Here is a 15,770-nt window from a genome sequence, read left to right as displayed (position 1 = left end):
GACCCAAACCATGTATTACATCAGATGTGCAAGAATTCAAGGTTGTGATAAATATTGGGGAGAAACAAACATTGTGGAAGTAGCTGTTGATCCTTGCAAACCTGAATTCATCATCGGTGGATCTATCGCTTTCAATGGCCCTTATGATCCAAACAACACAAATACTGTAGTATCAACTGCATTACCGACAAGCTCTTTTGGTGGTACTGATTTCGAATATGTTTGGCTGCAAAGCGAAGTTAACACTCCTAATGTTGAAGGTAACACCGACTGGTCTTTGGTTACTGGTTCTCAAAATCTCATAGAACTTCCTGTTTCAGGACTGACCCAAACTATGTATTACATCAGATGTGCAAGAATTCAAGGTTGTGATAAATATTGGGGAGAAACAAACATTGTGGAAGTAGCATTGGATGATGATGGAGACGACAATAATTGTGAGGCTGAAGTTTCTGCAGTTTTTGCTGATGACAACCTAAGTGTGACGGCTAATTCAACTAAAGATTTGTCAAATGTTGTAATCAAATATTGTGATGAAAGCACAGAAAAATATGATGACCTATCTGGAAACAGCCAGACATTCACGAGTGAAATAATAATTATAGGAATCTGGATCAAGTCGGGTTGTAACCTAAGTGATGATGGTTCTGGTTTTGGGGAATACATAGAAAACGTCAATTGGGATGGGTCATGTGACGATGACGAGGATGATGACAATGGGGATGATGACGAGGATGATGACAATGGAGATGATGATGACGGAGATGATGATGACGGAGATGATGATAATGGAGATGATGATGGGGATGATGATAATGGAGATGATGACGGGGATGATGACGATGGAGATGATGATGAAACAATAATTTCACAAGCCATATTAACTGGTGGCTCTGCTGTATTTTGTAGTGGAGATATATACTCTCTTGTTATAAATCTCGAAGGTATTGGTCCATGGAAAGTAACATATACCGATGGAAGCAACGAATTCAATATAGATATTGATGAAAGTCCTTATGTAATGGACGTGACTAAAGAGGGGAACTACTCATTGATCTCAGTATTAGATGCTCATGGAGTGCCAGGAACCGTCAGTGGAGATGCATTTTTAGAAAGAGCTAACGCTCCAACAGCACAAATCAGTGGCGGAGGAAGTGTTTGTGAAGATGAAGATGCAACTGTAAAAATCACACTGACTGGGGATGGCCCTTGGACTGTAACTTATCTAATAAATAACAGTGAAGTAATACAAACCACCGAGGAGTCAATATTTGAATTTCAAACCAATGAAGTTGGTGAAATAACTTTAATTTCTGTTTCTGATTCTAATTGTGGTGGTAGTGCCAGCGGCACGGTATCTGTTTCTTTAAACATAAGGCCTAACGGTCAGCTTTACATTGATCCGATTTACTGTGTTGGTGAAGAGGTAAAACTGAATAATGATATTCCGCAAACTAACAACACATTTAACTGGACAACTACTGGTACAGGTAATCTCTCTAATGCAGATTCAAAAGTTGCTACCTATGTGGCCATAGAAGAAGAGTTTGATGTAGAATTTATTCTTGAAGTTTTTGATGGGTGCACAGTGACTCAATTTTCAGATATGGCAGATTTCAAAGGCATAAGTGCGGAATTTACTATTAATGAATCTTCGGAGATTTTGGAACTGACTTCAAATGTTGACTATACTTTTAGCGCTAATGATCAGAATGGCACAAGTTACAGCTGGGATTTTGGCAATGGCGGGGGTAGTAGTAGTAGTACATTAGAATATCAATATTCTACACCCGGAACCTACACCATTCAACTGATTGTACTGAATGGTGATTGTGAAGCAACCTTAAGCAAATCAGTGATTGTGACTGAAAATCAAAATCTATATGTACCAAATATATTCAGCCCTACTTCAGCTAACCCTGAAAACAATAAAGTGAAGGTATATGGTGAAAACATTTCTTCTGATGGTTTTGAATTCATGATTTTCAACAAATGGGGTCAAGTGGTTTACAGAACTAACAGTGTTGCAGATGCCACTACTGGCGGGTGGAATGGCAAAAGTAATGATGAAGAAAAGGAAAATAATGTTTTCACTTATACACTAAGGGGCAAGTTTAATAATGGAACTGAATTTGAAAAAACCGGAACCATCACATTAGCTAAATGAGATGACCCCTAAACAATTTTGTTATTCAATAATCTTACTTGTGGTATGTATCCTGCCTTTTTCAACAAAAGGGCAAGATGCTGTCTTTTCACAATTTTTTAATAGCACATTGTATCTTAATCCTGCATTGGCAGGTATAGAACAAGATGTCACAGTTAGTTTCGGGCACAGGTCACAATGGAGGAATTTATTATTTCCGTATACCACAAGTCAATTTTCTCTCGTTGTCCCTTACTATAAATCTAAGCATACTAAACCACTAGGACACATTGGGGGATTTGGGCTTTCAATTTACAACGACACTGCAGGCGAAAACAATAACTTCAAAACAACAGGAGGAAATGTAGCATTTGCCTATAACTTACCATTAGATCATAAATACATTAATCTGATAACTTTCGGTTTACAATTAGGAGCAATCAATAAGCGAATAGACCCCGATGGATTACAATGGGGAGAACAGTATAACCCATATGTTGGTTTTGATGCTTCAATTACTTCGTCAGATGTTAATAGCTTACGAGGCAGAACTTTTATTGATATTAATGCAGGAGCATTTTGGTGGTACAATCCAATTCAAACAGGAAGCGAGTTGATAAACAGCATTAATTCAGGTGTATCCGTTTCACATCTTAATAACCCAAATGAGAGCCTACTAGAACAAGAAAGCCAGCAACTTCCATTGTTATATAAATATCATGGTGGAATGGTTTTAAATGTTTCTTATAAAGCAACTATATCTGCTAACTACCTCATTGCCTATCAGGACGAAACTGTTCAGAATAATATTGGCTCCTATTTTAGCTATAAATTAACGACTTTTAATCAAGGAAAAATGAACTACGGAATAGCCAGACTTGGTGGCTGGTATAGGATAAATGACTCATTTATCCTTTTAACAGAATTTGAAACCGCACTGTTTAAGGTGGCTTTTAGTTATGACTGGAACACTTCCTCACTTAGATATAACGATCGTGGTATAGGAACATATGAAGTCAATCTGGCCTACAGATTTACAAGTCATGCCCCAGCAAAATCCCGCTATTAAAAAATGAAAACAGTTCTAACTTTTCTCTTTATCATTTTATGCTTATTCACCCATGCTCAAAAGGTTGAATGGGCCTCTGAGGTAATTGAGGTTTCATCAGAATGGCGGGTTTCAAGACATATGGTCCTAATTGGTGATGAGTCATATAAAGCCATGCAAGCATTAGATGAACCAAACATCTACCCCGGAAGTGTTAGCTCAACTAGAGCCTGGGCGCCAAGAAAGGATGATGAAGTAGATTTTATTAAAGTTGGGTTTAAGAATCCAATGAAAATAAAACAAATAGCAATTGCCGAATCGCTTAATCCGAGTGCCGTATCTAAAGTTTATGCCTATGATATTCAAGGTGTAGAGTATTTAATTAATGTGTTCACCCCTAAACCTATTCCCATTAAAGGCAGACTTCTCAACATTTTTCTTGAAGAAACCCCTTATGAAGTTGCTGCAGTTAAAGTAGAGATAGACGGTAGCAAAGTGCCCGGGCATAATGGAATAGATGCTATTGGAATTTCTGATTCTGATGAACCAATTAAAATAAATATAACAGCAGCAAAAGGCGTTTATGGTGAAGTTGCTCCTGAACGCTTAAGTGAGAAAGTTAATAGTCCATACAAGGATTTAAAACCCTTACTTACCCCAGATGCAAAGGCTATGTTTTTTAGTCGTGTTTCTCACCCTGATAATATTGGTGGTAAAAAAGACTTGGAAGATATATGGTATGCTGAAAAAGATGCATCCGGAGAATGGAAAGATGCTGTCAATTTGGGAGCACCCTTGAATAATGAAGGTCCTAATTTTGTATGCTCAATTGTACCATATAAAAGAGGTTATACTCTACTATTGGGTAATCAGTATAAAAAAGACAAAATGATTGAGGGCCTTTCCATCGCTTACAAACTTGACAGTGGAATCTCAAACATCAGAAATGTTGAAATTGAAAATAAAGAGAACTTTTCTCCATATGCAAACTACTTTTTAAGTCAAGATCAAAAGACAATCTTGATGTCTGTGCAGCGAAGAGATACTGAAGGTGATCGTGATATCTATGTAAGCTTCATTCAAGATAATGGAAGGTGGTCAACACCAAAAAACCTAGGCGAAGTAATAAATACATCTGATGAAGAGTCATCACCATTCATCGCTCCGGATGGAAAGACACTTTACTTCTCTTCCAAAGGGCATTTAGGGTTTGGTGGTACAGATATATTTATCTCTCACCGACTAGATGATACATGGACGAATTGGTCTGATCCAGAAAATATTGGCCCAACTGTTAATGATGAAAATGATCAGATGTTTTTTCATTTGGAGTACGACTCAAAATATGCATACTATACAAACGGAACCGGTAGTGATGCTGATATTTATAGAATTGAGCTACCAGCCATGCACCTGCCTGAACCTATAATTACGCTTTATGGCAGAGTTTTAAATGCCAATACAAATGAGCCCATTGATGGGGCAAAAATTGATTTGATAAATAAAACTGACAATTATATAGTCACAGAGCAAATAACTGAAGCAGATGGATACTATAGTTTGGTAATGCCTATAGCTGCCATTTTTGAACTTAATGTTGTTAAAGAAAACTATATTACTGTTGAACATGAACCTATAGACCTTCACTCTGTGTATGAAAGTGACAGTATTAAAAGGGACATATTCTTATCTCCTATTGAAGTAGGACAAAGGATATCACTTGATAATATTTATTTCGAGTTCGATAAAGCCACATTGAAAGATGAATCCATCCCTCAACTAAATAAGGTGGTCAGCTTTCTTGAAGAAAATAAAAAGATTACAATTCAACTCGATGGACACACTTGCTCTATAGGACAGGACGATTACAACCAAAAACTATCGGAAGATAGAGCACGTGCAGTATTGGACTATCTGGTTAAAAACGGTATTAAGGAAAAACGATTAAGTTCATTTGGTTTTGGAGAGACGAGCCCACGAGAATCTAATGACACCGAAGAAGATCGGGAGAAAAACAGAAGGGTTGAATTTGTGATTCTAACTAAGTGATTTTCTTCTTTTAAGTTCCCTTCTGATTAGCGATAGCTCCCTACTACTTTGCCCGGCAACTGAAGTGTTTTCACTGGCTCTTCTCAGTAAATAGGGCATTACTGATTTTACAGGGCCGTAGGGAACATATTTAGCAACATTATAACCTGCTTTCGCCAGATTAAAAGATATATTGTCGCTCATGCCGTAAAGCTGGGCAAACCATACTCTTGGATCATCATTTTTCATGTTATGTTTCTCCATCAACAACGCAAGATAGTAGTTGCTATACTCATTGTGAGATCCGCATACAACTGATACCCGCTGCTGATTATCTATACAAAATGCCAATGCTTTGTTAAAATTATCGTCCGAAGCCTCTTTGGTTGGTTGGATTGGGCTCTCATAACCCATTTCTTCTGCTCGCTCCCTTTCTTTCTCCATATAGGCGCCTCTTACAAGTTTTGCTCCCAGGTAATAATTGTCCATAGCGGCATAATGGAAAGCCTTTTTCAAACCCTCTAATGTGTCTGTTCTGTACATTTGAAAAGTGTTAAAAACAATGCATGAAGATTGGTTATACTTCTTCATCATCTCATATGCAAGCTTATCAATCGGCTCTTGTAGCCAGGTTTCTTCTGCATCAATAAGTATTGGAACGCTAAGTTCAAATGCCTTCTTGCAAATAACATCCACTCTTTGTCTAACCCTTTCAAAAGCGTTCTTTTCTTCTTCAGTAAGTACCTTACCGGATTGAATCTTGATCAATAAAGGACTGTCAGCAAGACCTGTAACTTTAAATACACTAAAAGGAATGCGTTCAGTCTTAGCCGCCTCCTCAATTGTTCGAACTATTTCATCCCTTGTTTTATCAAAAGATTGTTCATCGTCTTCCCCTTCAACTGAATAATCCAGAATGGTTCCAATGTTATAATCCCCTAATTCCTTAATTGTCTTTCTGCTATCCTCAATATTTTCACCACCACAAAAGTGCTCAAATACTGTATGCTTTATAATTCCTTTAATTGGCAGTCTCAATGCCAACCCAAGTCTCACTGAGCCAGTAGAAAGGGTTGACATAATAGGGTTGTTGACAACAGAAAACAGAAAGTTTGCTTTCTTCAGTGCTTTGTCCGATTTGGCCTCAAAAGCATTAGATGTGTCATCAAATGATATATTAGATGCAAGTTGCATAGGTACCTTGATTATTGCGCTCAAAGATATAAAATAACCTATAATCCGGTGTTTTGTTTTATTTTAATATCTTTAAATTCTGCTATTTCAGTCAGCGTAGCAGTTCGACCAGAAAAGCACATTCTAATCATAATAATCTTGTAATCAAGTTGGAAAAAATTGCCATAACATCTGATTTTAATATAGAGCTAGATAAGTTTCTGAAATCAAATACTTTTAGCCAGATAGCCGTTCTCTGTGACGAAAATACTTACCAGCACTGTTACCCGTTGGTTCAGTTGCCAAACCACACAGTTATTAAAATTAATGCTGGAGAAGAATTTAAAAATATTGAGACTTGCGCTATAGTTTGGGAAGCGCTTACGAATGCTAATTTTGATAGAAAAGGCCTACTGATAAATCTTGGAGGTGGCGTTATAGGGGACTTAGGAGGTTTTTGCGCACGTACTTATAAGCGCGGAATTAGTTTTATCAATATCCCTACTACACTTTTAGCCCAAGTTGATGCTAGTATTGGCGGTAAATTAGGCATTGATTTCAATGGGTTGAAAAATCATATTGGGTTGTTTAGCATACCAGAATTGGTAATTGTAGATCAAATTTTTTTAAAGTCGCTTTCAGTAGAAGAGCTAAAATCTGGCTTCGCTGAAGTGATAAAGCACCATATAATAGCAGACAAGAAGGCTTGGAAAAAGCTGATCGAAACCTCTTATGAGAAAACGGATTGGAGTAAAGTTGTTAATCATTCAATTGAAATAAAAAGAAAGATAGTAGATAGCGACCCTACGGAAAAAGGAGCAAGAAAATTATTGAACTTCGGGCACACTGTAGGTCACGCTGTAGAAACATTTTTGTTAAACACTACTAATAAACTTTTACATGGTGAAGCCGTGGCGCTAGGAATGATTTGCGAAAGTTATATCGCCTCAAACCGAGGAATGATTTCCCAAAATGAACTTGATGAAATAATAATATATATAAACAGCTTATACCCTAAGCATAGAATTAAGGAAGAGTATAAGCAAGAAATAATTAGATATACCCTTCAAGACAAAAAGAATCAAGGCAATAAAATACTAGCCGTACTGCCTGAATCAATTGGAAATGCGAAGTGGGATTGTGAAATTAGCAATGAAGATATTCTTGACTCCATTGATTTCTATAATCAAACGTAATTAATATCTGAGTCATCAAGACTGTTTAAATCCTTCTTATCACCCGATTTTGAAACACTTCTACTTGCTATGTTTCTATTTTTTTTACTTGTTTTTCCCAATGTCATAACTGCCACTGCAGCACCAGTTGCTATGCCTAAGAATAATGCGATTTTTTTTCCAGTCTTCATCTTTTAATTTTCTTTACCAACTATAAACACAAATTGTACTATCATGATATATATACGATATTTGAGTCATTATAGTTTGCGTAGATGCTAATAAAATATAAGTGAATAGTATAATATTTATAAAAAAACAGTCAGACTTCAACAATGTTGAAATTGACCTACCCGCTTCGAAAAGTATATCCAACCGTGCATTGATTATAGATGCTCTTGCTGGTGGTAATTCTGCAATAGACAACCTTTCAGAGGCCCGTGATACACAAACGATGATTAGGTTATTGGCTAGTAGTGAAAGCACCTTAGATGTGTTAGATGCCGGTACTACTATGAGATTCCTAACGGCCTACCTGGCTGTAACTAATAGAAAGAATGTGCTTACCGGTTCAGACCGCATGCAAAATCGACCAATAGGACTACTCGTTGATGCCCTTAGAAAGCTTGGAGCGCAAATAGAATATGAAAAAAAGGATGGCTACCCCCCCATCCAACTTAATGGTTTTAGAGATAGTGGACAGCAGCAATTAGATATTCCAGGTGATATCAGCAGTCAATATATATCTGCTCTGTTAATGATAGCACCTTTACTTAAAAACGGACTCCAATTAAATCTTACGGGTAAAATAGGAAGTCGGCCTTATATTACCATGACCTTGGCGGTAATGAAGTCTTATGGAGTGCGCTCATCTTTTGAAGGTAGCATTGTAAAAATAAAGCCACAAACTTATAAAGTAGCAAAATACAGTGTAGAACCTGACTGGTCTGCTGCAAGTTATTGGTACAGTATGGTTGCTCTGAGTGGCAAGTCTAGTATCCAAATAAAAGACATAAAACTACCCGCGCTTCAAGGTGACAGCATCTTAACTAAAATGATGACAAGCCTTGGAGTTGAAACAGTTTTTAATAAATCAGGTGCGACCTTAAAAAAGATTAATCATCAAAGTGAATTTAGTTTCGACTTTACTGACAGTCCTGATTTAGCTCAAACTGTGGCGGTTATTTGTGCGGCTAAGGGTATTGAAGGGAATTTCACAGGACTCGAAAGTTTAAGAATAAAGGAAACAGACAGAATACTTGCACTGCAAGCGGAGTTAAAAAAGATTGGTGCATCGCTGGTTGAAAAAGACAACCAATGGACTGTAATACCAGCAACTGATCTGCCGTCAACAAAGGTTACTTTTAACAGCTATGAAGACCACAGAATGGCCATGGCATTTGCTCCTTTATGCATGCTTATGGATGTAGAGATTGAAGACCCTCTTGTGGTCAACAAATCATATCCAAGCTATTGGGCGGACTTTGAAAAAGTGGGAATCAACCTTTCTCGAAGTTGAATTAAATAATCAGGGATATGTAAAAGCCTGCTCCCATACCAACTGAACATTTCTCCGTCCACAATAAGAATCTGAGACTCTGGAAATAGAGATTCAAACTGCTCTATATGCCTTTCTGTAAATGGAAATGGCTCGCTTGAAAGTAAAATCACTTCAGGGTGCAAGCGTCTTAATTCATCATCATCCAGAACTGGATAACGGTATGTTGAAATCATATTTTCAAAACCTCCGAGTTTCATTATTTCATTGATGAATGTGCCTGTACCTGCCACCATCTTAGGGCTGTTCCAGATAAAATACAAAGCACTAAGGGTTTTGAATTTTGGCAATCCATTAAAGCCAATTCGAATTGAATCAGCTAAATGATTAGCTCTATCAGACACACCAAAAATAACACCAAGCTGCTGAATCATATCCAATGATGACTCCAGCGAGTCAATATCGCTCATCCATACGGAATAATGACTTTTGAGTTGCTCAATACCCTCTTGGTAGTTCTCTTCCTTGTTACCAATAATCAAGTCTGGGTTGAGGCTTTTAATGATTTCAAAGTTAAACTTCTTTGTTCCTCCTATTTTAGTTTTGTTTCTAACACCATCATCAGGGTGTATGCAAAACTTGGTTATTCCAACAATAGAATCTTGAAGTCCTAAATAATAAAGTAGTTCTGTCTGAGAAGGGACCAGTGAGATGACCCTTGTGGGTATATGAGGCACCCCTACCTCATATCCCATCTGGTCAATAAAAATACTTCCTGCATCCATCTGCACAAATCTAGAACACGCAGGAAGATTTAAAAAATTAGCTTTTAGTGACTAGGTTTAAATTACCGTGTGTCACATTCAAAAAATTAGGTACGGATATGGTAAAGGTTGTCCCTTTACCATATTCAGAAAATACCTGGACCTGTCCACCAAGTTTATCAATCGTATCTTTTACTATATACAAACCCAAACCAGAACCTTTCGCGTTCTCATCCGCCCTGTAAAAGATATCGAAGATATTGCCCATGTATTGCTGCCTGATTCCGATACCATTGTCTTCAACTTTTATCAAACATTCATCTGGTGTCACTTGAATGTTTATATTGATAAAAGATTCTTCTTTACCTTTATCACTATACTTCAATGCGTTTGAAATAACATTGGTAAGTATTGTTTTTATTCTTACTGAATCAGAGTATAAATCTGATATCCTGTTAAGGTTATAGTTCACCTTAACATTATCTGTATCATAGAAATTGGTCAGTTGATTTAATTCATCCTTCACAATTTCATCAAAATTTATTCTTTCATTTCTGATAGCTAGCTTCTCATTACGATAGAAACTGTTGATATCTTCAATGAAATTATCGAGCTTATTGAGGCTCATTTTAATCATCCTAAGATAATTATGCTCATCCTTTTCAGGATCCTTTTCTGCCAGCTCTACCAGACCCAAAGCTGATAGCAATGGCGCTCTTAAATCATGTGAAGTTTTGTAGATAAATTGATCTAACTCATGATTAGCCTTTTGAAGTTTTTCTTCAGCTAGCTTTCTGGCCGTTATATCATGAAGGCTGATGACCAGACCACCAATCTTATCGTGATCCAATAAATTTGAGATGGTCACATCAAAGAAAACAGTTCTGTCTCCTTCTGCCCGTAAGCAAACCTCTGTGAGTTTGTCCTTCAAGCTTTCATTATTAGACGCCACAAAATCCTTTAATGACGTTTCCTTTGAAGGATCAATGAAATCAAATAAACTTTTTCCTAGAGCCTCTTCTGGCTTCATGCCTAGCAACCTCTTAACAGAAGGGGTGATATACTTTATGTGATAATCACCCCCTGTTATTATTATTATGTTGCTTGATCTCTCTACTATAGACCTAAACATTTTTTCCTCCTCCCTCAACGCAATTCCTTCTTCTCCTTTGGCTGAAAAATTGAACAGATCAAATTCAGTCATATTTTCAATCATTGCGACTGACGATATCTCTTAAAGATATCTTAGATCATTATGGCCATTGCTGCCAATTGACCGCTTACTTTCAAGTTAGCTTTGTCAATGGCCTTTTGGTTCAATTCGAAAGCAAGTTTATCATCTACTGTTTTGAAATTAATTGAACTACCTTTCACACCTAATCCAGGAGTATCAGTGATAGTCAATGTAGGGTAACCAGTTACTTTGCTGTTGATTGCATCAAAAGACTTTCCTTGATTCTTACCAACATAAATAATGTGGCAACCTGTAATGTCATTTGCTGAATTGAATTTCTTAACTAAGAATTTTTTATCACCTCTCACTTTTCCATTATACCAAGTATTCAATGTATTGAAAACATCATCTTCTCCAATAACACCAATAACGAAGTCTTGAGAAGAATCATAGCCCGGCCACTGAATGTATTTGATGAAGTTATAAATCATCATTGAGTGGATTTCATGAATAGGTCTGTCACTTCCAGCATTGATTGACGTGAAAAGTAACATTGAAAGAGCAAATGTTGAAATTAATTTTTTCATTTTAAATTATTTTTAATAAACTAGTTGGACAATGCTCTCCACATTACAAATGCAGTGCCAGAAATTATTAACGGGAAAAAAACGCACTTAAAGCTATTTAATGACGTTTTGTCGACTAATTGTAAATACTTATTAATGAGATTAATTCACGATATTTCGTGAATTCACGATATTTCGTGAATTAAGACTTGGCAATTCCCAGCTTTTTTATACGGCTTTCAAGAGTGGTAGGCTTTAGGTCCAAAATCTCAGCCGCACCACCTGGCCCACTGATTTTCCAATTGGTTTTTGTTAACACTTTTACAATATATGCCCTTTCCATTTTTTCAAGGCTTTCAAATTTATCAGAAGTGGTGGTACTACTTGATTTAGCATTGGATAAAAACCAGTCACCAAGCTTGAGTTGTGAAGAAGGACTGATAATAACCGCCCTCTCTATTATATTTTCAAGCTCCCTGACGTTGCCCGGCCAATTGTATTTTTCAAGTTGTGTAATGATGTTCTGAGGAATTTTGTTAATATGCTTACCGAGTTTTGCATTGTACTTCTGAACAAAATGATTCACAAGTAGCCTGATATCATCCTTTCTATCCCTTAGCGGTGGAATATTTATAGGAAAAACATTCAACCGGTAAAATAAGTCAGATCTAAAGGTTCCGTCCTCTACTCCCTTTTCTAGATTCCTATTTGTAGCAGCAATCAATCGTACATCTACCTTTATTGTCTTTGTGCCTCCTAGCCTTTCTATTTCTCCTTCTTGTAGGGCTCTTAATAATTTTGGCTGTAACTCAATCGGCATTTCCCCTACTTCATCCAAGAACAATGTTCCTCCACTTGCCAACTCAAATCTGCCCTGTTTCACATTTGCAGCACCAGTAAAAGCTCCCTTTTCATGACCAAAAAGCTCACTTTCTATTAATGTTGCTGGTAATGCTGCACAATTAATCTTTATTAGAGGTTTATCTCTTCTGTCGCTTAAGTTGTGTAATGCCTTTGAAATCACTTCCTTTCCTGTACCTGTTTCCCCTAAGATTAGGACGGTAGAAGTCGTCTTGGCAACGTACTCCATTTCTAACAAAACCTTTTTAAAGTCTTTATCCTGACTGATAATATTCTCAAAATTATTACCAGATTCAATTTCCTCCTTAAGGTAAATATTTTCCGCCTCTAGCTTATCCCTAAGCTCCTTGACCTCATTTAGAGCACTTTCAAGCTCCTCATTGGTATTAGAAAGCTCTTGAGTTCTATCTTTAACTTCCTGCTCCAGGTTATCATTCATCTTCTTTAGGCTCTCCTCAAACGTTACTCTCTCAATAGTATTTACAATAACTTCAGCCACGAGCTTAAGGAGAACAATATCATTAATGGACCAGCTTTTAATTTCTTCAGAGTCAAAGCCAAGGAAACCATAAATTTTGTTTTGAACTACCATTGGCACATTGAGCATTGACTTTATACCATATTGATGAAAAACATTCTTGAATGTCCCCAAATCCTCTCCTGTATCATCAATATCCTGAATAAGCAATAGCCTCTTACTTTCAAGAAGCTCAAATGGCCATGGATAATCTTCTTTCAACACTAACTTAAATTCCTTTTTGAGTGGCTTTATGCTACTTCTTACCCATTCATTAGTAGTAGAGGCTGATTGTCTGTCCTCGCTCAACTTAAAAATATAGCTTCGATCAACTTTTACATATTCGCCAATTTCCTGCAATGCCCATTTTATGCTTTCTGATAGCTTATCTGAAGTTGTATTAATAAATCGTGTGGAAATCTCAGAAACCAAGCCCTCTAATCCAACCCTCTCTTTTAATTCATCTTCAACCTTCTTTCTTTCTATCTCCAATCCCATCCGATTGGCACCAATCTTCAATAATGACTCAACCCAAGGCCTACGCTCTAAAGGCTTATCATCGATCATGAAAAAGTGGCCTATAATTCTTTTAGAAGAATCAAAAACAGGAACAGCCAGATAGCCTTCTGCATTCATTTTACTCAAGAATACATCCTGGGGAAAGGACTTCGAGACGCCCTCTCTAAAGTAAGTCAAACCGTCTTTAAATACTTTTTGAACAGGTGCTCCACTGATACCATATCTGTATGGCTTTTCGAATTTATCTTTATTCCACAGGCTCACTACCTGTAGTTCGCTTGCATTTTGGTCTACAACCTGAGAAATTCCAACACATCTAACCCCTACAACAGCAGCTGTTTTTTCAATAAAGTTTGGAACAAAGTCCATTCTGGTTTTGGAAAGGGCTTCTTCAACTATCTGATTCAATATACTTTCAATATGCTTCTCATCAGAAATAGGCTGAATTACAGTCAATATTCCTTTTTCATTATCTAAGGATAAATAAGAGGCGGATACTTCAGCTGCTATATTCTCCCCGGTATGATCGCGTAGTACAAATTGTTCTGAATGCCCAACCCGTGTCTCAATAATGTTGTCTAAAAATGAATTAATGGCTGATTGCTGCTTTGGTAGAAATTCTGATATTTTTCTCCCATAAAAATCACCTTTCTCAATTCCAAAAAGCTGAGAGGCCTTCGGATTGGCTTCTGCTATTGTCTGATTTTCAGCCTCAAGTATTAGAATTGCATCATTTGAAAAATTAAGGATGTTTTGAAATCTACTTTGACTTTCAGCTAGTGCTTGTTCGGAAAGTTCTTTAAATTCCTGGTGGCTCAGTTTCTCTGTTTTTTCGGCCTCTATTCTTTCAGTTACATCTAAACTACTACCAATCATTCTTATCGCACGGCCATTGGCATCTCTTTTAATGACCATTCCGCGATCCTTAAACCATCGGTATTCTCCCGTTTGGGTTTTCAGTCGATGTTCAGACTCATAGCGGTCAGTTAACCCTTTAAGGTGATCAATCAGGCGAATTTTATACTTCTGCTTATCATCAGGATGGATGATATCATTCCATATTTTGATAAAGTTTATAATTTGATTTTTTTTATATCCCAAATTCTCAGCAAACTGCCTTGAAAAAAAGACTTTTTCTGCACTTAAATCCCAATCCCATACGCCTTCATTTAATATTTCGAGCCCAACTTTCCATCTTTCCTCGTTTTCCAACATTTCATGCTCCATCCTTTTTCTGGCAGCAATATCAGTTATGAACGAGCAAGCATATTTTTGGTCTTCAAATTGCACCAGGTTTGTAACAATTTCAACTTCTATTTCCTTCCCATTTTTGGTCAGTTGAGTGGACTCAAAATGCATTTTCTTTGCTTCAACTAGTTGTAAAAAATGTTCACGAAAACTCCTAATCGAAAATTCAGGATTGATATCAGGTACCTTTGACCCTATCAACTCTGACTTATCATAGCCAAGCATATGGCAAGCTGCTTCATTAACGTTGGCTATAATTCCATTCTCCGTCACCCAATAGATGGCCATTGGGGCATTTTCCATACTAAAATGTGTGAGACTTTCAATATTTGCCTTTGCTATTTCCATCACGGTTACAATGAATGGTATTTAAATAAAATTAATGGATAAAATAAGAACTAGCTACTATAATAAATAGCAACTGAAGAATTTAAACAAAAAAAGGTCGGCTAATGCCGACCTTCCACTTTATACTAATCTTTTTTCTATATCAATATTGCCATTGCTGAAAGCTGACTTGATGTTTTAAGGCTTGCCTTATCCATGGCCGCTTGATTTAATTCGAATTTTAATCGTCCGTCCAAAACCTTGAAGTTTATACAACTTCCTTTCTCACCTAAACCTCTCCTGTTAGAAACAGTCAATGTAGCTTCCGATCCAAGCTTTGCCAAAACATCATCAAATTGATTGCTGCCTCCTGAGCCTACATATAGCAATTGGCAATTTGATATCTCAGCTGCTGAACTATAATTTTTTATGATAAATTTCTTTCCTCCTCTTTCTTTGTTCCCGTACCATGTATTCAATGTATTATAAACATTGTCATCCTTTAAAACACCAATTACAAATTCTCCAGAGTTTTTATCTCCTGGCCATTGGATGTATTTCAAGAAATTGTAGATCATCATCGCGTGCAGTTCATGCTCTGGACGATCCTGAGCAGTGGCATTGCTAAATGAAAAAATTGCACAAATGCTGAATAAAAAAATTGTTCTGATGGTTTTCATAACTATAAGACTTTTAAAGAAGTAATAACAAAAGTACAAAACACAA

At 36.8% G+C, this 15,770-nt stretch carries 12 protein-coding genes; 5 read left to right on the top strand and 7 right to left on the bottom strand.

Going from position 1 to position 15,770, the window contains the following annotated elements; genetic code table 11:
- From RIB54_RS14435 to RIB54_RS14425, 3 genes are all read left to right on the top strand, one after another.
- On the top strand, positions 1-2,167 hold a 2,167-nt coding region (locus RIB54_RS14435; protein WP_350101544.1), incomplete at its 5' end, for a PKD domain-containing protein.
- A gap of 1 nt (position 2,168) precedes the next feature.
- Complete coding sequence (locus tag RIB54_RS14430) at positions 2,169-3,215, top strand: PorP/SprF family type IX secretion system membrane protein (protein ID WP_350101543.1); 1,047 nt, start codon at positions 2,169-2,171, stop codon at positions 3,213-3,215.
- A 3-nt stretch (positions 3,216-3,218) separates the two neighbouring features.
- Entirely contained in the window at positions 3,219-5,243 is a 2,025-nt protein-coding gene (locus tag RIB54_RS14425) for an OmpA family protein (RefSeq protein WP_350101542.1), read from the top strand.
- Here RIB54_RS14425 and RIB54_RS14420 read toward each other — a convergent pair.
- Positions 5,232-6,416: a proline dehydrogenase family protein gene (locus tag RIB54_RS14420; RefSeq protein ID WP_350101541.1), complete on the bottom strand. Its 1,185-nt coding sequence runs from the start codon at positions 6,414-6,416 to the stop codon at positions 5,232-5,234. The two genes, RIB54_RS14425 and RIB54_RS14420, sit on opposite strands and share 12 nt — an antisense overlap.
- Before the next feature lie 149 nt (positions 6,417-6,565).
- Here RIB54_RS14420 and aroB point away from each other — a divergent pair, with 149 nt between their 5' ends.
- Positions 6,566-7,591, top strand: a complete 1,026-nt coding sequence (gene aroB / locus RIB54_RS14415; RefSeq protein ID WP_350101540.1) for a 3-dehydroquinate synthase — start codon at positions 6,566-6,568, stop codon at positions 7,589-7,591.
- Here the strand turns inward: aroB and RIB54_RS14410 are convergent.
- Positions 7,582-7,761: a hypothetical protein gene (locus RIB54_RS14410; protein ID WP_350064046.1), complete on the bottom strand. Its 180-nt coding sequence runs from the start codon at positions 7,759-7,761 to the stop codon at positions 7,582-7,584. The genes aroB and RIB54_RS14410 overlap by 10 nt on opposite strands.
- A 101-nt stretch (positions 7,762-7,862) precedes the next feature.
- Between RIB54_RS14410 and RIB54_RS14405 the strand changes: the two genes are divergently transcribed.
- Complete coding sequence (locus RIB54_RS14405; protein WP_350101539.1) at positions 7,863-9,089, top strand: 3-phosphoshikimate 1-carboxyvinyltransferase; 1,227 nt, start codon at positions 7,863-7,865, stop codon at positions 9,087-9,089.
- On the opposite strand, the gene RIB54_RS14400 is transcribed toward RIB54_RS14405, so the two are convergent.
- The 5 genes from RIB54_RS14400 to RIB54_RS14380 form a co-directional block, all read right to left on the bottom strand.
- Positions 9,041-9,853 (bottom strand): ABC transporter substrate-binding protein, encoded by an 813-nt coding sequence (locus RIB54_RS14400; protein WP_350101538.1) that lies wholly within the window; start codon positions 9,851-9,853, stop codon positions 9,041-9,043. The genes RIB54_RS14405 and RIB54_RS14400 overlap by 49 nt on opposite strands.
- Before the next feature lie 37 nt (positions 9,854-9,890).
- Positions 9,891-11,036 carry a PAS domain-containing sensor histidine kinase gene (locus tag RIB54_RS14395; RefSeq protein ID WP_350067357.1) on the bottom strand — a complete coding sequence of 382 codons (1,146 nt, stop codon included), beginning with the start codon at positions 11,034-11,036 and terminating at the stop codon, positions 9,891-9,893.
- A gap of 41 nt (positions 11,037-11,077) precedes the next feature.
- Entirely contained in the window at positions 11,078-11,593 is a 516-nt protein-coding gene (locus RIB54_RS14390; RefSeq protein WP_350067355.1) for a YfiR family protein, read from the bottom strand.
- A 181-nt stretch (positions 11,594-11,774) separates the two neighbouring features.
- On the bottom strand, positions 11,775-15,065 hold the full coding sequence (locus RIB54_RS14385) for a sigma 54-interacting transcriptional regulator (RefSeq protein ID WP_350101537.1): 3,291 nt from the start codon (positions 15,063-15,065) through the stop codon (positions 11,775-11,777).
- Between the two features lie 137 nt (positions 15,066-15,202).
- Positions 15,203-15,724 carry a YfiR family protein gene (locus RIB54_RS14380; RefSeq protein ID WP_350068417.1) on the bottom strand — a complete coding sequence of 174 codons (522 nt, stop codon included), beginning with the start codon at positions 15,722-15,724 and terminating at the stop codon, positions 15,203-15,205.
- Positions 15,725-15,770: the final 46 nt, after the last annotated feature.

This window comes from Fulvivirga sp., assembly GCF_040218215.1.
Lineage (GTDB): Bacteria > Bacteroidota > Bacteroidia > Cytophagales > Cyclobacteriaceae > Fulvivirga.
Note: the sequence above shows the minus strand (reverse complement) of the source record. Positions and strands in the feature narration are given on the sequence as shown.